The following is a 19209-nucleotide window of genomic DNA, read 5'->3' as shown; positions in this document are numbered from 1 at the left end:
CCATGTGGGACGCGCACACGTCGTACTCGGGATACGTGTGCGGGATACGTGTGGGGGACTGGTCGTGCTCAGCGGCCGTCGCTCAGACGAGAGCGAGGGCGGGCGAGCACGGCGGTCCACGCCGTCCCAGGGAGTGCACGAGGAGCCGGTCGCGGGCGACGGGCGGCCGGGGGGCCGGACGCGGCAGCCGGAGCACCGGAGAGAGCCGTACGGCGACGGCGGCCACGGCCAGCAGCAGCGGCCGGAAGGTGGTCGCGGCCACCGCGCGGAGCAGCTGGAGCACGGCCCGCTCGCCGCGGCGCAGCCAGGCGGCGGCCACCAGCCCCACGGCGATGTGCGCCGCGAGCAGCAGCCAGGCGACGGCCGGACTCGCGTGCGCCAGCAGCACCTGTGCGCGCTCGGAGCCGCCGGTCACCTGGGACAGCGGGCTGCCCACGGGGCCGCCGCCGCACAGCACGTCGAGGCCGAACGCGTGCAGCGGGCCCGCTACGGGGCCGCCCGCGCGGCCGTAACAGGACTGCTGGCCGGTGGTGAACACCGTGTCCGCGGCCAGTTCCAGCGGGATCAGCAGGGCCGAGATCCGGCCGAAGCCGCGCTCGCGGCCCGCCAGCGCGTACGCCGTGGCGAACACCCCGGCGGCGACGGCGGCCACCGTCGCCGCCGGCAGCGGGGCCCGGGACAGCAGCACGTGCGACGCGGTGCTGAGCGTCACGACGAAAGCCGTGAACAGCGCCGCGCGCACGGCTCTGAGGTGGGTCCCGGAGATGTCCATGATGAGAGAAGAGTCTGTCACGCAGGCAGGTAAGGGACCCCTAAAGAGTGCCTGTGAGTCCGCGGGACCACAGCCCCGGAAGGGCCTACAGCCCCGGGATCCGGCCGTTGCGGAACAGGTCGACGAAGATCTGGTGGTCGGCACGCGCGCGTGCGCCGTAGCTGTGCGCGAAGTCCACCAGGAGGGGCGCGAAGCCCTCCTCGTCGGCCGCGAGCGCCGCGTCGATGGCCCGCTCGGTGGAGAACGGCACCAGCGACTCGCCGGAGGTGTCGTCCGCCGCCGCGTGCATGGTGGCGGTGGCCCGGCCCAGGTCGGCGACGACGGCCGCGATCTCCTCCGGGTCGTCGATGTCGCCCCAGTCCAGGTCGACGGCGTACGGCGAGACCTCCGCGACCAGCTGGCCGGTGCCGTCCAGCTCGGTCCAGCCCAGCCACGGGTCGGCGTGCGCCTGGAGGGCGCGCTGCGAGATCACCGTGCGGTGGCCCTCGTGCCGGAAGTACTCCGCGATCGCCGGGTCCGTGATGTGCCGGGAGACGGCCGGGGTCTGGGCCTGCTTCATGTAGATCACGACGTCGTTCTCCAGGGCGTCGCTGTGGCCCTCCAGGAGGATGTTGTACGACGGCAGGCCCGCCGAGCCGATGCCGATGCCCCGGCGGCCCACGACGTCCTTCACGCGGTAGGAGTCCGGGCGGGCCAGGGAGGAGTCCGGCAGGGTCTCCAGGTAGCCGTCGAAGGCGGCCAGGACCTTGTACCGGGTGGCCGCGTCCAGCTCGATGGAGCCGCCGCCCGGCGCGAAGCGGCGCTCGAAGTCACGGATCTCCGTCATCGAGTCCAGCAGCTCGAAGCGGGTCAGCGAACGGGCGGCGCGCAGGGCGCCCAGCAGCGGCCCCTCGGCGGTGTCCAGGGTGAACGGCGGCACCTCGTCGCGCTTGGCGCCCGTGGCCAGGGCGTGGATGCGCTCGCGGTAGGCCGCGGCGTAGACCGTCACCAGCTCGGTGATCTGCTCGTCGCTGAGCGCCTTCGCGTAGCCGATGAGCGCGATGGACGCCGAGAACCGCTTGACGTCCCAGGTGAAGGGGCCGATGTAGGCCTCGTCGAAGTCGTTGACGTTGAAGACCAGGCGGCCGTTGGAGTCCAGGTACGTGCCGAAGTTCTCCGCGTGCAGGTCGCCGTGGATCCACACGCGCGAGGTGCGGTCGTCCAGAAAGGGACCACCGCGCTTCTCGGCGTCCAGGTCGTGGTAGAAGAGGCCCGCCGTGCCCCGGTAGAACGCGAAGGCCGAGGCCGCCATCTTCCGGAACTTCACGCGAAACGCGGCCGGGTCGGCGGCCAGGAGCCGGCCGAAGGCGGTGTCGAAGACGGCGAGGATCTCCTCGCCGCGCTGCTCGTCGCTGAGCTGGGATACCGACATCGCGGGGTGCCTCCTGGTGCAAGACGTGTACGACAGCGTTTCTGCCGTCTCCAACGCACGAAGGTACGTGTGAGTGCCCCGCGAGTGTCAGTGCCGGGGCATAGACTTCGACGCTGTCCCCCAAACTGTCCGCAGCCCGTCGCCCAGTGTTTCCAGTGGAGGCCATACCGTGTCAAAGCCGCCGTTCACGCACCTGCACGTCCACACCCAGTACTCGCTGCTGGACGGTGCCGCGCGGCTCAAGGACATGTTCAACGCCTGCAATGAGATGGGCATGACACACATCGCCATGTCCGACCACGGCAACCTCCATGGCGCGTACGACTTCTTCCACACTGCGCAGAAGGCCGGAATCACCCCGATCATCGGGATCGAGGCGTATGTCGCCCCCGAGTCCCGGCGCAACAAGCGCAAGATCCAGTGGGGCCAGCCGCACCAGAAGCGGGACGACGTCTCCGGTTCGGGCGGTTACACCCACAAGACGATGTGGGCCACCAACAAGACGGGGCTGCACAACATCTTCCGGCTCTCCTCCGACGCCTACGCCGAGGGCTGGCTGCAGAAGTGGCCCCGGATGGACAAAGAGACGATCTCCCAGTGGTCCGAGGGGATCGTCGCCTCCACCGGCTGCCCCTCCGGCGAGGTGCAGACCCGGCTGCGCCTCGGTCAGTTCGACGAGGCCCTCAGGGCCGCCGCCGACTACCAGGACATCTTCGGCAAGGACCGCTACTTCCTGGAGCTGATGGACCACGGCATCGAAATCGAGCACCGGGTCCGCGACGGCCTCCTGGAGATCGGCAAGAAGCTCGGCATCCCGCCGCTGGTCACCAACGACTCGCACTACACGTACGCGCACGAGGCCGGCGCCCACGACGCCCTGCTGTGCATCCAGACCGGCAAGAACCTCTCCGACCCGGACCGCTTCAAGTTCGACGGCACCGGCTACTACCTGAAGTCCACGGACGAGATGTACGCCATCGACTCCTCGGACGCCTGGCAGGAGGGCTGCGCCAACACGCTCCTCGTCGCCGAGATGGTGGACACCACCGGCATGTTCGAGGCCAAGAACCTCATGCCGAAGTTCGACATCCCCGAGGGCTACACCGAGGTCACCTGGTTCAAGGAGGAGGTCCGCCGCGGCATGGAGCGCCGCTTCCCCGGCGGCATCCCCGAGGACCGCCAGAAGCAGGCCGAGTACGAGATGGACGTCATCATCCAGATGGGGTTCCCGGGCTACTTCCTCGTGGTCGCCGACTTCATCATGTGGGCCAAGAACAACGGCATCGCGGTCGGCCCCGGCCGAGGCTCCGCGGCCGGTTCGATCGTCGCCTACGCCATGGGCATCACCGACCTCGACCCGATCCCGCACGGCCTGATCTTCGAGCGGTTCCTCAACCCCGAACGTGTCTCCATGCCCGACGTCGACATCGACTTCGACGAGCGTCGGCGCGTCGAGGTCATCCGGTACGTGACGGAGAAGTACGGCGCCGACAAGGTCGCCATGATCGGCACGTACGGCAAGATCAAGGCCAAGAACGCGATCAAGGACTCCGCGCGCGTGCTGGGCTACCCGTACGCGATGGGCGACCGGCTCACCAAGGCCATGCCCGCCGACGTCCTCGGCAAGGGCATCGACCTGGACGGCATCACCAACCCCTCGCACCCGCGCTACAACGAGGCGGGCGAGATCCGGGGGATGTACGAGAACGAACCCGACGTGAAGAAGGTCATCGACACCGCCAAGGGCGTCGAGGGCCTGGTCCGGCAGATGGGCGTGCACGCGGCCGGCGTGATCATGTCCAGTGAGACCATCACCGAGCATGTCCCGGTCTGGGTGAGGCACACCGACAACGTCACCATCACGCAGTGGGACTACCCGAGCTGTGAGTCGCTCGGCCTGCTGAAGATGGACTTCCTGGGCCTGCGCAACCTCACGATCATGGACGACGCCGTCAAGATGGTGAAGGCCAACAAGGGGGTCGACATCGACCTCCTGGGCCTCCCGCTCGACGACCCGACGACCTTCGAACTGCTCCAGCGCGGCGACACCCTCGGCGTCTTCCAGTTCGACGGCGGCCCCATGCGCTCGCTGCTGCGTCTGATGAAGCCGGACAACTTCGAAGACATCTCCGCCGTGTCGGCGTTGTACCGCCCGGGCCCCATGGGCATGGACTCGCACACCAACTACGCCCTGCGCAAGAACAAGCTCCAGGAGATCACGCCGATCCACAAGGAGTTGGAGGAGCCCCTCGAAGAGGTCCTGGCGGTCACCTACGGCTTGATCGTCTACCAGGAGCAGGTGCAGAAGGCCGCCCAGATCATCGCGGGCTACTCGCTCGGCGAGGCCGACATCCTCCGCCGCGTGATGGGCAAGAAGAAGCCCGACGAACTGGCGAAGAACTTCACCATCTTCCAGGCCGGCGCCCAGAAGAACGGCTACAGCGACGAGGCCATCCAGGCCCTGTGGGACGTGCTGGTCCCGTTCGCCGGCTACGCGTTCAACAAGGCGCACTCGGCCGCGTACGGCCTCGTGTCGTACTGGACCGCGTACCTCAAGGCGAACTACCCGGCCGAGTACATGGCCGGTCTGCTCACCTCCGTCAAGGACGACAAGGACAAGTCGGCGATCTACCTCAACGAATGCCGCCGCATGGGCATCAGGGTGCTCCCGCCGAACGTCAACGAGTCCGAGGCGAACTTCGCCGCCCAGGGCGACGACGTGATCCTCTTCGGCCTGTCCGCGGTCCGCAACGTCGGTACGAACGTCGTCGAGTCGATCATCAAGAGCCGCAAGGCCAAGGGGAAGTACGCCTCCTTCCCCGACTACCTCGACAAGGTCGAGGCGGTGGTCTGCAACAAGCGGACCACGGAATCGCTGATCAAGGCCGGCGCCTTCGACTCCATGGGGCACACCCGCAAGGGCCTCACCGCGCACTTCGACTCGATGATCGACAACGTGGTCGCGGTCAAGCGCAAGGAGGCCGAGGGCCAGTTCGACCTCTTCGGCGGCATGGGCGAGGAGACCAGCAGCGAGCCCGGCTTCGGACTCGACGTGCAGTTCACCGACGACGAGTGGGACAAGACCTACCTGCTCGCCCAGGAGCGGGAGATGCTCGGCCTGTACGTCTCCGACCACCCGCTCTTCGGCCTGGAACACGTGCTGTCCGACAAGGCGGACGCGGGCATCGCCCAGCTCACCGGAGGTGAGCACGCGGACGGCGCGGTCGTCACCATCGGCGGCATCATCTCCGGCCTGCAGCGCAAGATGACCAAGCAGGGCAACGCCTGGGCGATCGCCACCGTGGAGGACCTCGCGGGCTCCATCGAGTGCATGTTCTTCCCGGCGACCTACCAGCTGATCTCGACCCAACTGGTCGAGGACGCCGTGGTGTTCGTCAAGGGCCGCCTCGACAAGCGTGAGGACGTGCCGCGGCTCGTCGCCATGGAGCTGATGGTCCCGGACCTGTCCAACGCGGGCACCAACGCGCCGGTGATCCTCACCATCCCGGCCGTCAAGGTCACCCCGCCGATGGTCAGCCGCCTCGGTGAGATCCTCAGCCACCACAAGGGCGACAGCGAGGTCCGCATCAAGCTCCAGGGCCCGCGCAAGACCACCGTGCTGCGCCTCGACCGGCACCGGGTCAAGCCCGACCCGGCCCTGTTCGGCGACCTGAAGGTGCTGCTCGGACCGTCCTGCCTGGCGGGCTGAGCCGGGGAACCACGAGGGGCCGACAAGGTCAGAAGGGGCGCACCCGCAGCGGGTGCGCCCCTTCTGTGTGCCTGGGCTTCAACTGCCCTTTAGTTGTGGCCGAAGCGCTTCTGCTGCTTACGAGCAACATCCGCGGGGCTGCCCTGGATGTGCGACACAGGCGAGTCGTGCGCCTCCGTCGACGAACGCTGCGCGTGCTCCTGGGCCTGCTCGGCCTGCGAAGCGCGCTGCTGCTGGCTGCCCTGCTTGCGGTTCTTGTTCTTGGCCATGGTGATCTGCCTCCTGTGGGGGATCTAGGGGCCAGGGCCACGACCAGATTCACATACGCTGATATCAAGCGCATGTCGGATAATTACCGTACGTGACAAGGTGGGTGGCGGCGGAATCCCGCAAACGCCACGCCGAAGATCGAGTTCGGGCCGTTAACCCCCGCGTGGTCGGGCAGACTCGAAGGAAGTCCGAAGCAAAGCCTCCCGGGAAGTGGGTGAGTCGCGTGGACCGCTGCATCGTCCTGGTGGACGCCGGATATCTGCTCGGCGCAGCCGCCAGCCTCCTCGCCGGTGAGCCCTCGAGGTCCCGCATCACCGTCGACCACTCCGCGCTCATCCAGGCGCTGCGCGTGCGCGCCGAGTCGGAGACCGAGCGCCCCCTGCTGCGCATCTACTGGTTCGACGGCGCCCCCGACCGAGTCCCCCAGCCGGAGCACCGGCGGCTGCGCGTGATGCCCCGGGTCACCGTCCGGCTCGGCGCCCTGACCCGCAGCGACGGACGCTGGGCGCAGAAGGGTGTGGACGCGGCCATGCACGCCGAGCTGACCGAGCTGGCCCGCAACCGCGCCTGCTCCGACGTCGTCCTCGTCACCGGCGACGGTGACCTGCTGCCCGGCATGATGGCCGCCAAGGAGCACGGCGTCGCCGTCCACCTGTGGGCCGTACAGGCCGCCGACGGCGACTACAACCAGTCCGAGGACCTGGTCGCCGAGGCGGACGAGCGGCGGGTGCTGGACCGGGCCTGGATCACCCAGGCCGTCCGCGCCAAGGAGCTGACCGGGGTCTGCGCACCACCTCCCGAGCCCCGCCCCGAGATCGCCGCGATCCTCTCCGCGCCGCTGCCCGAGTCCTCGCTCGGGTCGGCCGAGCGGCCCGCCGAGGACACCGCCCACCACCACCCGCCGGCGGCCCCCGTGGCGCAGAACGGCGCGCAGGAGCGGGTGCCGAGCGCCAAGGGCGTCCCCACCCCCAAGGACCTCGCCGCGCTGCGCGCGCCCGGCGCGCAGGCCGTGCAGCACCCGGCCTCCGCGACGCTGCGCTGGTCCTCCGACAAGGGCTGGGTGGACCGGCCGGGCGTGGCCGCCGAACCGCCCGAGGTCGCGGGCATGCCGACGCTGGCCCAGCTGACCACCGCCGAGCAGCGCTGGGCCGACCGGGAGGAGGACATCACCACGGTCGGCGGCGACCCGTACGAGGTGGGGCAGGTCTTCGCCCGCCGGTGGATGTCCCGGCTCGGCGACCAGAGCCATCTCCAGCGGCTGTCCACGCTCTACCCGCGCATCCCGCACCGCATCGACGGCGAGCTGCTGCGCTACGCCGCCCGCTTCGGGCTGCTCGCCCACAAGGACGACCAGATCGACGAGCACGACCGCTACGCCATCCGGGCGGGCTTCTGGCGTGAGATCGACGTACCGGCGGCAGCGGAGCACGCGCCCGCCGGGGAGTGAGCCCGGTCCGCGGTGCGCCGGGACGCCCCGTGAGAACTGGCCCCAAAGGCGAGCGAAGGGGGGCGACCCCGTAGTCTCGTGCCTTGTGAGTACGCGCGCGGGACAGGCATTTCGGCAGGACGAGGTCGTCCGTGTGCGCGGGCTCCGGAAGACCTACCCGGCCGTGAAGGGGCGGCGCGGGGCGCCGGGCACGCCCGAGGTGCGGGCCACCGACGGCGTGGAGCTGGACGTGCGGCGCGGGGAGATCTTCGGACTCCTCGGGCCCAACGGCGCCGGCAAGTCCACCCTCGTACGGCAGCTCACCGGGCTGCTCAGGCCGGACGCCGGAAGCGTGGAGATCCTCGGGCACGACATCGTCCGGCACCCGGAGCGGGCCGCGCGGATCCTCGCCTATCTCGGACAGGAGTCCTCCGCGCTGGACGAGCTGACCGTCGCGCTCGCCGTCGAGACCACCGGACGCCTGCGCGGGCTGGACGTACGGCAGGCGCGCGCCGAGCGGGACGCCGTGCTGGACGAACTCGGGCTCACCCCCATCGCCGGGCGGGCGCTGAAGAAGCTGTCCGGAGGGCAGCGGCGGCTCGCCTGCTTCGCCGCGGTCCTCGTCGGGGAGCGGCCCCTGCTCGTACTGGACGAGCCGACCACCGGCATGGACCCGGTGGCCCGCCGCGCCGTCTGGGCGGCCGTGGACCGGCGCCGGGCCGAGCGCGGTACGACCGTGCTGCTCGTCACCCACAACGTCATCGAGGCCGAGACGGTCCTGGACCGGGTCGCCGTCATCGACGAGGGCCGGGTCATCGCCTGCGACACCCCGTCCGGGCTGAAGGAACAGGTCTCCGGCGAGGTACGGGTCGAGCTGGTGTGGCGGGAGCGGGCGCCGCTGGAGGTGCCCGAGGTGGCCGTGCTGCGGGAGCGCGCGGTGGAATCCGGCCGGCGCTGGACCCTGCGGCTCGCGCCCGAGGAGGCCCGCGCCGCCGTCGCCACGGTGACCGGCGGTGCCGCCTTCGCCGCCCTGGACGACTTCACGCTCGCCACGCCCAGCCTGGAGGACGTCTACCTGGCGCTCGGCGGCGCGGCCCGGCAGGGGCTGGTGAAGGCATGAGCGCCGGACGCGCCGGACGCGTATGGTCCCTGAGGGGGTTCCTGTGGGGGGCCTCGGGGAACGGCGGGTGGGCCGCCGTCGGGAAGAGGAGCAGCTCGTCGTGAGTGTCGTACCCGCGGAGGTTCTGCCGGGGGGTTCCCGGACCGTGCCGAAGCAGGCACCTGGCGCGGCCGAACTCGGGCCGCCCGCGCGGCTGTGGCCGTCACTGGCGGCCGTCTACCGCGCACAGCTCTCCCGTGCCCGGGTGGCGCGGATCCCGCTGCTGTTCGTGGCGACCTTCCAGTCCACCGGCATCACCGTGATGATGCGCGGCGTCGTCGATTCCGGCAGCGAGGCCCAGTCCGTCGTGGCGGGCTCGTCCGTGCTGGTCGTGGCCTACGTCGCGCTGAACCTGCTCGCCCAGTACTTCGGGCAGCTGCGGGCCAGCGGCGGGCTCGACCACTACGCCACGCTGCCGGTGCCGCCCGCCGCGGTGGTGCTGGGAGCCGCGGCTGCGTACGCCTCCTTCACGGTCCCCGGGACCCTGGTGACGGCCGTCTTCGGGTGCCTGCTGTTCGGGCTGCCGCTGACCAACCTGTGGATCCTGCTGGCGGTGATCCCGCTCGCCGGAGCCGCGCTCTCCGGGCTCGGCGCGGCCTGCGGGCTGCTCGCGCCCCGGGCGGAGCTGGCCACGCTGCTCGGGCAGCTCGGCATGTCCGCCGCGCTGCTGCTCGGCGTGCTGCCCTCCGACCGGATGCCGGAGCTCGTGCGGCTGGCGCGGGATCTGCTGCCGTCCACCTACGGTGTGGAGGCCTACGCCCGTACGTTCGGCGCCCACCCCGACTGGGCCGTCGTCCTCGTTGACCTGGGAGTGTGCGCGGGTGTCGGGGTGGTCTCGCTGGCCGTGGCGGCGTGGGCGTACCGCAGGGCCGCCGTCCGGTGACGCGGCCCACAGCGCGACCTGGCACGATGTCAGGGTGACCGCACCGCTGACTCCGCCACCGCCGCCGCATGACCACTCCCCGCACCAGCTCTGGCAGGCGCCGCCGCCCGCCGGGCCGGGCGTGGGCCTGTACGGACAGGACGGCCCCGGGATGAAGACAGAAGTGCGTGAGGCCGCCGTGATCACGATCGCGGTGGCGCTGGGCGGGGTGCTGCTCGGACTGCTGTGGTGGTGGCTCGCGCCGCACATACCGCTGGTCGGGGACCAGGTCGACAAGAGCTGGGTCGTCTACCTCAAGGACACCGAGGGGGAACAGGCCATCGGCGTCGACGGCACGTTCACGCTGCTCGGGCTGGCCTTCGGTGTGGTCAGCGCGGTCGTGGTGTTCCTGCTGCGGCGGCGCGGGGGTGTGCCGCTGACCGTGGCGCTGGGCGTGGGCGGGCTGCTCGCGTCGGTGCTGGCCTGGCGGCTGGGGGTGTGGCTCGGGCCCGAGTCCGACGTGCTCGCGCATGCGAAGGCTGTGGGCAAGGGGGTTACGTTCTCGGCGCCGCTGAAGCTGAACGCGAAGGGCGCGCTGCTGGCCTGGCCGTTCGCCGCGCTGCTGTTGCACCTGGGGCTGACCGCGTTGTTCGGGCCTCGGGATCCTGAAGTGCAGTAACCGCCGGCCGGGTGGGCTTGCTCGCGGCTGGGAGGCGCTTCCCTCTCAGCCGCGGCCGATCGGGGCCAGTACCGCCTCCGTCAGCTTCGCCAGGTCGGTCGGGGCCAGTTCCACCTCCAGCCCCCTCCGCCCCGCCGACACGCAGATCGTCGTGTGTGTCTCCGCCGAGTCGTCCAGGACCGTGCGGAGCTTCTTGCGCTGGCCCAGAGGGGAGATGCCGCCCCGGACGTAGCCGGTCGTCCGTTCCGCGAGGGTCGGGTCGGCCATGGTGGCGCGCTTGCCGCCCACCGCCGCCGCGAGGGCCTTCAGGTCCAGGGTGCCGGCGACCGGGACCACGCCGACCACCAGGGCGCCGTCCACATCGGCCACCAGGGTCTTGAAGACCCGGTCGGGGGAGACGCCCATCGCCTCGGCCGCCTCGTCGCCGTAGGAGGGGTGGGCGGGATCGTGGTCGTAGGCATGGACCGTGAAGTCCACCCCCGCTGTCGTCAGGGCCATAGTGGCCGGCGTGCTGCCGGACTGCTTCTTCGACTTCTTCGCCATGGCGGTGCGGGCCTCGGTTCCCTCAGTTCAGACTTGTCGGCATGCGCGTCAGCTCGAACGCGGGCAGCGACGGCAGGTTGCGGATGATGGCCGTCTCGGCGCGGAGGAGATTCAGCTCGTCCCGGAGGCGGGACGAGGTGTCCGGCGCCTGGAGAAGGCGTTGCTTGGTCGGGGTGTCGTGCACCATCGCCGCGGCCACCAGGTACGACACCACGCTCGGCTCGTCCGGCAGCTCCGCAGCCGACGACAGCGACCGCTCCCGGGCGCCCGCCAGGCGCTTCTGGTACTGGCGGAAGGAGCGCAGCACCCCCTCGGCCAGCGCGCCCGCCTCGTCGCCGGGCTCCTCCGGAAGCTCCTCCAGCTCGGCCGTGAGGTAGGGGCCGGACGCGTCCACGGACAGCAGGCGGACACGGGTCGTGCCCGTCGCCAGCACCTCGAAGGTGCCGCTTTCCTGCTCCCGGATCGTCGCCGCGTCCGCCACGCAGCCCACCGCGTGGAAGGACTTGAGCGGATCGGGGCCGAAGCCCGCGGCCGGGCCCCGCTCGAGCTGTGCGGTCGGGTCGGGCATGCCGGGGGCGCTCGGTGCCACTTCGTGGCCGTCGCGGATCGCCACGACGGCGAACCGGCGCGGCTCGTCCTCGGGCGTCTTGAGCAGGTCGCGCATCATGGCGCGATAACGCTCCTCGAACACGTTCAGCGGCAGCACGAGCCCCGGGAACAGCACCGAGTTCAGCGGGAAGAGAGGGAGACGGACGGTGGTCACGGCGCCCCAGCCTAATGGTCACCGGCACGGGCGCGGTCGCCGTGCTCCATCCCAGGCCGGGTCCCGGGCCACGAGGACGCCGGAAGCAGCCCTGCCGGGGCGGTGCGCGCAGCCGTCGTCAGCAGGTTCTCGCGCAGCCGCAGGAAGAGGCCCAGCGGGTCCTCGGAGACCCGGTCCCAGGGGAAGGAGGTCGCGTACGGGCCGATCAGGCGCAGCTGGGCGCGGGCGTCCGCCCAGCGCTCCAGCCGGACGAGGACGTACAGCAGCTTGTTGCGGACCTCGGCGGGCCAGGGGTCGGCCGCCGGGAGCCGGGCGGACAGCGCGATCCCCCGGTCGGCCGCCGCGTCCAGCCGGGCGCGGGGCACCTCGGGACCGCAGTCGTCCGTCAGATAGCCGAAGGCCGCACGCGCGGGCAGCGCCTGTACGAGCGAGTCGGCCGGGGCGTCCTGCGCGGCCCGGTCGGCGAAGTCGAAGCACTCGCGGTGCGAGCCGTGCCAGGAGGCGGCCAGGTAGTGCAGGGCGGCCACATGGCAGCCGTAGTGGTGCGGGGCGCGCCGGACCGCCGCCTCCCACAGCTCCTCGAAGTACCGGTGCCCGGCCCGGGAGCCGCGCGCGTGGTCCAGGGCGATCCGCCAGGGCACCGGGTCGCGGTCGAGGGCGCGGGCGGCGGCCGTGATGAGCGGGCTCACCTCGCGCAGCAGTTCGGCCCGGGCGGGCGAGGGCCAGGCGCGTTCCACCGCCAGCTGGGCCGCGACCAGCAGGGCGTCGGGGTCGTCCGGGTCGGCCGCCGCGCGCCACTCCTCGTACCACTCGGGGCGGGAGCGGGCGAAGGCGGCGAGGCGCCGGGTGTACCGGTCGCGGTGCTCCCACTCGGCCGCCGTGCGCGTGGCGGCCAGCAGCGCGGCGGCGGTGCCGTACTCGCGCCGGCCGGCCGCGACCAGCGCGGGCGAGAGCCGGTCGTCGGGCGCGTCGAGCACCACCTCGTCCTCGGCCGGTGGCCGGGCGGCGAGGGGACAGGAGCGTTTTGCCATCCACGCGGAGCGGATGAACGAGGGCAGCGAAGCCATGGTGCGCACCATTGAAAGACCGCAGGTCCGGGGCGCGCCAGAGGGTCCGGGCAAGTCATGGAAGGTTGTACGGCGGGCGGTCAAAGCCAGGTAAAAGGTGACTCTTCCGTCCTTGTGGTGCGCCTGCCTGCGTGACCTGCTGCTCAGCAGGCCCTGCTGTCTGCCGCGTCAGCTGCGCACCAACCGCCGCGTCAGTTCCGCCGCAGCAGCCGCGTCGCCCCCGTCGCCACCGTCGTCGCCAGGATCCAGCCCAGCAGGATCATCATCGTGGCCAGCCACTGCCAGGCGCCGTGCAGCTGCCACTGGCCGGCCTGGCCCAGGTCGATCACCGGCAGCAGCAGGTCCAGCGCGAACAGGGCCGGGCTCCAGACCGGGTGCCCGCCAGGGTTCATCGGTGGATGGCCGGCATGCGCGAAGGCGAGCGTGCCCGCCGCCCACAGGACCGCCATCCACACCGCGGCCCGGCCCGGCCGGTAGCCGTAGGCCACCGCCCAGTCCTGGATGTAGCCCCAGAGCTTGGCGGCCACCGGCAGGGTTTCGCGGCGCCGCCGCTGCTTGGCGAGCAGCACCTCGCGCGCGTCCTCGTCCTCCCCGGCGGCGCGCAGCACCGCGGCCAGCCGCTCGTACGGCTCCGGGTTGTACTCGGGGGTGGCCGCCGCCACCCACTCCAGCCGCCGGGCCAGCGGGAACGGGCCCTGCGGGACCAGGTTCTCGTACGTGAAACCGCGCATCTGCAGGTGCCCGGGGCCCGGCCAGCTGCCCGCGCTGTCCACCAGGTTGACGACCCGCGCACCGGAGAGCACCACCCTGCCGCGCGCCGGCTCGTCGCTGAGGAAGCGCAGCTCCGGTGTCTGCAGCCGGCGCAGGGACACCTCCTGGTCGTCGGTGAGGTCGAACCGGGCCCGCTCCAGGTCGACCGCGTCCCCGAACCGCCCGTCGTCCAGCCGCATCCCGCCCCGGCACTCGAAGCGCTGGATGCGCGTCCCGCGCGCGGGCGTCGTGCCGCTCAGCAGCGGGCTGCCCACGCCGGCCGGGGTCAGGTACAGGGTGCGCTCCACCGTGAGCTGGGGAGCGTTGAGCGCGAGGCGGGCGTACGGGTTGGCGAGCTGCGCGCCGCGCAGGCTCAGCGACACGCCGACCTTGGCGCCGCGCAGGCTCAGCTCGCCGTGCGACTCCAGCATCTCCGCCTGGAGGTCCTGGCCGACGCTCATGCCGTCCGCCGCGATGGACCGGCCGCTGCGGTCCCGGTACACCACCGCCTGGTTGAGCAGCAGATCGGTGCCGATGTGCGCGTCGGTCAGCCGGAGCCCGTTCTGGAAGCGGCAGCGCGGCAGGTGCAGATCGCCCTCGGTGTGCACCCGGGCGGCCTCCAGGCGCGGTACCGCGCAGTCCACCAGGCGCACCGTCGAGAAGCGGGCCTCCGGTATCAGGATCTCGTGGTCGAAGCGGCAGCCGCGCAGCTCCACGTACGGCGCGACGGTGCCGCCCGCCAGGTTCAGTGTGCCCGTGATCCGCACGCCGACCAGCTTCAGCGAGGACACCCGGCCGGCCAGCGCGGGCGGTCCGTCCAGCAGCAGCCAGCAGATGATGCGCGCCCGTACGCTCCGCTCGGGTCCCCAGGGATGCCCGCCGTGCGGGTCGTCCACGACGGCGTCGCCGCTGCTCAGGTCGTACACGCTGCCGTTGCGGAACGCCTGCCACATGCCCGCCTCGGCCGCGGTCAGGTCGTCCGGCAGGTCCCCGGTGAGGATGCCGGCCCCCTCGGTCACCGCTGTTTCTTCTCCCTTCCTGCTTCCCGTGTCTTTCGTGTCTCTCGTGTTTTTCGCAAAGCCGTTCATGCCCGCTGAGTGACGCCTGGAACACCGGATGTGAGGGCGGACCTGCGGGTTCCGGCCAGGCTATGCACCGGCAGACGGTCCACGGTCTGTATCAGCCATTGATACGCGCGGACGGCTCGTGACGCCGGTCTGAGAGAATTGAGCCTGTGATCTCCCGAATCGATCTGCGCGGCGACGCCCTTCCCGAGGGCCCCGCTCTGCGCGACCTGCTGCCCCGAGCCGACTTCGACGTTCAGGCCGCCCTGGAGAAGGTGCGTCCGATCTGCGAGGCCGTGCATCATCGTGGCGACGCGGCACTGATCGACTTCGCGGAGAAATTCGACGGAGTACGGCTGGAATCCGTCCGTGTCCCGGCCCAGGCGCTCGCCGACGCGCTGGCCGGCCTCGACCCGGAGGTGCGCGCCGCCCTGGAGGAGTCCATCCGCCGCGCCCGCCTCGTCCACCGCGCGCAGCGCCGGACCACGCACACCACCCAGGTCGTGCCCGGCGGCTCGGTGACCGAGAAGTGGGTGCCGGTCGAGCGTGTCGGTCTGTACGCGCCCGGCGGTCGCTCGGTCTACCCCTCCTCCGTGATCATGAACGCGGTCCCGGCCCAGGAGGCCGGCGTCGAGTCCATCGCGCTCGCCTCCCCGCCGCAGGCCGAGTTCGACGGGCTGCCGCACCCGACGATCCTCGCCGCCTGCGCCCTGCTCGGCGTGGACGAGGTCTACGCCGTGGGCGGCGCCACCGCCGTCGCGATGTTCGCGTACGGCACCGAGTCCTGTGCCCCGGCCAACATGGTCACCGGCCCCGGCAACATCTGGGTCGCCGCCGCCAAGCGCTACTTCACCGGCAGGATCGGCATCGACACCGAGGCCGGCCCGACCGAGATCGCGGTCCTCGCGGACGACACCGCCGATCCGGTGCACATCGCCGCGGACCTGATCAGCCAGGCCGAGCACGACCCGCTCGCGGCGGCCGTGCTGGTCACCGACTCCGTCGAGCTGGCGGAAACGGTGGCGAAGGAGCTGGAGCCGCAGGTCGCGGCCACCAAGCACATCGAGGACCGGGTCCGCCCGGCCCTGGCCGGCAAGCAGTCCGCGATCGTCCTCGTGGACGGCATCGAGGAGGGCCTCAGGGTCGTCGACGCGTACGGCGCCGAGCACCTGGAGATCCAGACCGCCGACGCCGCCGCGGTGGCCGACCGGGTCCGCAACGCGGGCGCGATCTTCATCGGCCCCTGGGCCCCCGTCTCGCTCGGCGACTACGCGGCCGGGTCCAACCACGTCCTGCCCACCGGCGGCTGTGCCTGCCACTCCTCGGGCCTGTCCGTCCAGTCCTTCCTGCGCGGCATCCACATCGTCGACTACACGAAGGACGCGCTGGCCGAGGTCGCGCACCACGTGGTGACGCTGGCGGAGGCGGAGGACCTGCCCGCGCACGGCGCGGCGATCAAGGCGAGGTTCGGCTGGAAGGTGCCTGAGAGCAAGTGAGCTTCGGAATCGATGATCTCCCCGTACGGGACGAGCTGCGCGGCAAGTCCCCCTACGGCGCGCCGCAGCTGGACGTCCCCGTACGGCTGAACACCAACGAGAACCCCTACCCGCTGCCCGAGCCGCTGGTCGAGCGGATCACGGAGCGGGTGCGTGAGGCCGCCCGCGACCTGAACCGCTACCCCGACCGGGACGCGGTCCAGCTGCGCACCGAGCTGGCCAAGTACCTGACGAAGACCGGCAAGTACCCCCTCGGCATCGAGAACGTGTGGGCCGCCAACGGCTCCAACGAGGTCATCCAGCAGCTGCTGCAGACCTTCGGCGGACCCGGCCGCAGCGCCATCGGCTTCGAGCCGTCGTACTCGATGCACGCGCTCATCGCGCGCGGCACGGGCACGGGCTGGATCTCCGGTCCGCGCAGCGAGGACTTCACGATCGACCTCGCCGCGGCCGAGCAGGCGATCGCCGAGCACAAGCCGGACGTCGTCTTCATCACCACCCCCAACAACCCCACCGGCAACGCGGTCCCGCCGGAGACGGTCCTCGCGCTGTACGACGCGGCGCAGGCGGCCAAGCCGTCCTTGGTGGTCGTGGACGAGGCCTACGTCGAGTTCAGCCACGGCGCCTCGCTGCTGCCGCTGCTGGAGGGCCGCCCGCACCTCGTCGTCTCCCGGACGATGTCGAAGGCCTTCGGCGCGGCCGGCCTGCGCCTCGGCTACCTCGCCGCGCACCCCGCGGTCGTGGACGCCGTCCAGCTCGTACGGCTGCCGTACCACCTGTCGGCGATCACCCAGGCGACCGCCCTGGCCGCGCTGGAGCACACCGACACGCTGCTCAAGTACGTCGAGCAGCTGAAGTCGGAGCGCGACCGGCTGGTCGGCTCGCTGCGCGCCATCGGCTACGACGTCACGGAGTCCGACGCGAACTTCGTGCAGTTCGGCCGGTTCGCCGACGCCCACGAGGTCTGGCAGAAGATCCTCGACCGGGGCGTCCTGGTCCGGGACAACGGCGTGCCGGGCTGGCTGCGGGTGTCCGCCGGAACCCCCGAAGAGAACGACGCGTTCCTCGACGCGGTACGTGAAGTCAAGAAGGAGCTTGAGGCATGAACCGCGTAGGACGCGTGGAGCGGACGACCAAGGAGACCTCGGTCCTGGTCGAGATCGATCTCGACGGCACCGGGCAGACCGACATCGCGACGGGCGTCGGCTTCTACGACCACATGCTCGACCAGCTCGGCCGGCACGGCCTGTTCGACCTGACCGTGAAGACCGACGGCGACCTGCACATCGACTCCCACCACACCATCGAGGACACCGCCCTCGCGCTCGGTGCCGCCTTCAAGCAGGCGCTCGGCGACAAGGTGGGGATTTATCGATTCGGCAACTGCACGGTCCCGCTGGACGAGTCCCTCGCCCAGGTCACCGTCGACCTGTCCGGCCGCCCCTACCTCGTGCACACCGAGCCCGAGAACATGGCGCCGATGATCGGCGAGTACGACACCACGATGACCCGGCACATCCTGGAGTCCTTCGTGGCCCAGGCCCAGATCGCGCTGCACGTGCACGTGCCGTACGGGCGCAACGCCCACCACATCGTGGAATGCCAGTTCAAGGCGCTCGCGCGAGCGCTGCGTTACGCCAGCGAGCGCGACCCGCGCGCCGCCGGCATCCTCCCGTCGACGAAGGGCGCCCTGTAAGCCATGAACGGTCTGTCCACCGTCCTGATCTTCGTCGGGCTCGTCCTCGTCGGCGGAATCATCTCCTTCGTCAAGCAGAAGATGCCCCGCAGCCTCATCGTGCTGCTGTCCTTCGGTGCGGCGATGTGCCTGGTCGCGGGCGTCATGCGGCTGGAGGTGTGGAATTGAGCACCGGTAGCAAGAAGGTCGTCGTCTTCGACTACGGCTTCGGCAACGTCCGCTCCGCCGAGCGCGCCCTCGCGCGCGTGGGAGCCGAGGTCGAGATCACGCGCGACTTCGACAAGGCCATGAACGCCGACGGCCTGCTGGTGCCGGGCGTCGGCGCGTTCGCCGCCTGCATGCAGGGCCTGCGCGCGGCCCGCGGCGACTGGGTCGTGGACCGCCGGCTGTCCGGCGGGCGCCCCGTGATGGGCATCTGCGTCGGCATGCAGATCCTGTTCGCGCGCGGCATCGAGCACGGCGTGGAGGCCGACGGCCTGGACGAGTGGCCCGGCACGGTCGCGCCGCTCCAGGCCGACGTCGTCCCCCACATGGGCTGGAACACCGTCGACGCCCCGCTCGACTCGGAGCTGTTCGCCGGCCTGGACCGGGACGCCCGGTTCTACTTCGTGCACTCCTACGCCGTCCACGACTGGACCCTGGAGACGAACAACCCGGTGATCGAGGCCCCCAAGGTCACCTGGTCGACGCACGGCAAGCCCTTCGTGGCCGCCGTGGAGAACGGCGCCCTGTGGGCCACCCAGTTCCACCCCGAGAAGTCCGGCGACGCCGGCGCCCAGCTCCTCACCAACTGGATCGGAACCCTGTAGACCATGGCCAAGCTCGAACTCCTCCCCGCCGTCGACGTCCGCGACGGCCAGGCCGTCCGCCTCGTGCACGGCGAGTCCGGGACCGAGACCTCCTACGGCTCCCCGCTGGAGGCCGCCCTCGCCTGGCAGCGGTCCGGCGCCGAGTGGCTGCACCTGGTCGACCTGGACGCCGCGTTCGGCACCGGTGACAACCGCGCCCTGATCGCCGAGGTCACCAGGGCGATGGACATCAAGGTGGAGCTGTCCGGCGGCATCCGCGACGACGACACGCTCGCCGCCGCCCTCGCCACCGGCTGCACCCGGGTCAACCTCGGCACCGCCGCCCTGGAGACCCCCGAGTGGGTCGCCAAGGTCATCGCCGAGCACGGCGACAAGATCGCCGTCGGCCTGGACGTGCGCGGCACGACCCTGCGCGGGCGCGGCTGGACCCGCGACGGCGGCGACCTCTACGAGACGCTGGAGCGCCTCAACAAGGAGGGCTGCGCCCGCTACGTCGTCACCGACATCGCCAAGGACGGCACCCTCCAGGGCCCGAACCTGGAGCTGCTGAAGAACGTCTGCGCCGCGACGGACCGCCCGGTCGTGGCTTCCGGCGGCGTGTCGTCCCTGGACGACCTCCGCGCCATCGCCGGGCTGGTACCCCTCGGTGTCGAGGGCTCCATCGTCGGCAAGGCCCTGTACGCGAAGGCGTTCACCCTGGAAGAGGCCCTGGAGGCTACGTCTTGAAAATGGA

Annotated in this window: 18 protein-coding genes; 11 read left to right on the top strand and 7 right to left on the bottom strand. The window is 71.2% G+C overall.

Features of this window, described 5'->3' with window-relative positions; genetic code table 11:
• Positions 1 to 82: 82 nt before the first annotated feature.
• The gene (locus tag ACWD35_RS14780) at positions 83 to 772 is read right to left on the bottom strand and encodes a hypothetical protein (protein WP_451351738.1); all 690 of its coding nucleotides are present in this window, start codon (positions 770 to 772) and stop codon (positions 83 to 85) included.
• 85 nt (positions 773 to 857) lie between these two features.
• Positions 858 to 2183: a DUF2252 domain-containing protein gene (locus ACWD35_RS14775; RefSeq protein WP_451351589.1), complete on the bottom strand. Its 1326-nt coding sequence runs from the start codon at positions 2181 to 2183 to the stop codon at positions 858 to 860.
• A 169-nt stretch (positions 2184 to 2352) separates the two neighbouring features.
• Between ACWD35_RS14775 and dnaE the strand changes: the two genes are divergently transcribed.
• Complete coding sequence (gene dnaE / locus ACWD35_RS14770) at positions 2353 to 5892, top strand: DNA polymerase III subunit alpha (RefSeq protein WP_451351588.1); 3540 nt, start codon at positions 2353 to 2355, stop codon at positions 5890 to 5892.
• An 89-nt stretch (positions 5893 to 5981) separates the two neighbouring features.
• On the opposite strand, the gene ACWD35_RS14765 is transcribed toward dnaE, so the two are convergent.
• A complete protein-coding gene (locus tag ACWD35_RS14765; protein ID WP_451351587.1) occupies positions 5982 to 6161 on the bottom strand; it encodes a hypothetical protein in 180 nt (59 codons plus the stop codon).
• A 224-nt stretch (positions 6162 to 6385) separates the two neighbouring features.
• Here ACWD35_RS14765 and ACWD35_RS14760 point away from each other — a divergent pair, with 224 nt between their 5' ends.
• The 4 genes from ACWD35_RS14760 (at position 6386) to ACWD35_RS14745 (ending at position 10288) form a co-directional block, all read left to right on the top strand.
• Positions 6386 to 7609, top strand: coding sequence for an NYN domain-containing protein (locus ACWD35_RS14760; protein WP_451351586.1), 1224 nt, complete (start codon positions 6386 to 6388; stop codon positions 7607 to 7609).
• An 85-nt stretch (positions 7610 to 7694) separates the two neighbouring features.
• Positions 7695 to 8708 carry an ABC transporter ATP-binding protein gene (locus ACWD35_RS14755; protein WP_451351585.1) on the top strand — a complete coding sequence of 338 codons (1014 nt, stop codon included), beginning with the start codon at positions 7695 to 7697 and terminating at the stop codon, positions 8706 to 8708.
• Between the two features lie 100 nt (positions 8709 to 8808).
• Positions 8809 to 9630, top strand: coding sequence for an ABC transporter permease (locus ACWD35_RS14750; RefSeq protein WP_451351584.1), 822 nt, complete (start codon positions 8809 to 8811; stop codon positions 9628 to 9630).
• 34 nt (positions 9631 to 9664) lie between these two features.
• Entirely contained in the window at positions 9665 to 10288 is a 624-nt protein-coding gene (locus ACWD35_RS14745) for an AAA family ATPase (RefSeq protein WP_451351583.1), read from the top strand.
• A gap of 45 nt (positions 10289 to 10333) precedes the next feature.
• Here the strand turns inward: ACWD35_RS14745 and ybaK are convergent, their stop codons facing one another.
• The 4 genes from ybaK to ACWD35_RS14725 form a co-directional block, all read right to left on the bottom strand.
• Entirely contained in the window at positions 10334 to 10831 is a 498-nt protein-coding gene (gene ybaK, locus ACWD35_RS14740; protein ID WP_451351582.1) for a Cys-tRNA(Pro) deacylase, read from the bottom strand.
• Positions 10832 to 10853: 22 nt separating this feature from the next.
• Positions 10854 to 11594: an LON peptidase substrate-binding domain-containing protein gene (locus ACWD35_RS14735; protein WP_451351581.1), complete on the bottom strand. Its 741-nt coding sequence runs from the start codon at positions 11592 to 11594 to the stop codon at positions 10854 to 10856.
• A gap of 11 nt (positions 11595 to 11605) precedes the next feature.
• Positions 11606 to 12673: a hypothetical protein gene (locus ACWD35_RS14730; protein ID WP_451351580.1), complete on the bottom strand. Its 1068-nt coding sequence runs from the start codon at positions 12671 to 12673 to the stop codon at positions 11606 to 11608.
• Positions 12674 to 12852: 179 nt separating this feature from the next.
• Positions 12853 to 14430 carry an oxidoreductase gene (locus ACWD35_RS14725; RefSeq protein ID WP_451351579.1) on the bottom strand — a complete coding sequence of 526 codons (1578 nt, stop codon included), beginning with the start codon at positions 14428 to 14430 and terminating at the stop codon, positions 12853 to 12855.
• 215 nt (positions 14431 to 14645) lie between these two features.
• Here ACWD35_RS14725 and hisD point away from each other — a divergent pair, with 215 nt between their 5' ends.
• From hisD to priA, 6 genes are read left to right on the top strand one after another with little or no spacing between them, the layout of a single operon-like run.
• Positions 14646 to 15971, top strand: coding sequence for a histidinol dehydrogenase (gene hisD / locus ACWD35_RS14720; protein ID WP_451351578.1), 1326 nt, complete (start codon positions 14646 to 14648; stop codon positions 15969 to 15971).
• Positions 15968 to 17077: a histidinol-phosphate transaminase gene (locus ACWD35_RS14715; protein WP_451351577.1), complete on the top strand. Its 1110-nt coding sequence runs from the start codon at positions 15968 to 15970 to the stop codon at positions 17075 to 17077. The genes hisD and ACWD35_RS14715 overlap by 4 nt, the downstream gene beginning before the upstream one ends.
• Positions 17074 to 17667, top strand: a complete 594-nt coding sequence (hisB, locus tag ACWD35_RS14710) for an imidazoleglycerol-phosphate dehydratase HisB (protein WP_451351576.1) — start codon at positions 17074 to 17076, stop codon at positions 17665 to 17667. Before ACWD35_RS14715 ends, hisB begins: the two co-directional genes overlap by 4 nt.
• A gap of 3 nt (positions 17668 to 17670) precedes the next feature.
• Complete coding sequence (locus ACWD35_RS14705; RefSeq protein WP_451351575.1) at positions 17671 to 17835, top strand: hypothetical protein; 165 nt, start codon at positions 17671 to 17673, stop codon at positions 17833 to 17835.
• Positions 17826 to 18476, top strand: a complete 651-nt coding sequence (gene hisH, locus ACWD35_RS14700) for an imidazole glycerol phosphate synthase subunit HisH (RefSeq protein ID WP_451351574.1) — start codon at positions 17826 to 17828, stop codon at positions 18474 to 18476. Before ACWD35_RS14705 ends, hisH begins: the two co-directional genes overlap by 10 nt.
• Before the next feature lie 3 nt (positions 18477 to 18479).
• The gene (gene priA, locus ACWD35_RS14695; protein ID WP_451351573.1) at positions 18480 to 19202 is read left to right on the top strand and encodes a bifunctional 1-(5-phosphoribosyl)-5-((5-phosphoribosylamino)methylideneamino)imidazole-4-carboxamide isomerase/phosphoribosylanthranilate isomerase PriA; all 723 of its coding nucleotides are present in this window, start codon (positions 18480 to 18482) and stop codon (positions 19200 to 19202) included.
• The last annotated feature ends 7 nt before the right edge of the window (positions 19203 to 19209 follow it).

Source organism: Streptomyces sp. NPDC002671, assembly GCF_053592475.1.
This window is presented reverse-complemented; position numbering and strand designations above follow the sequence as displayed.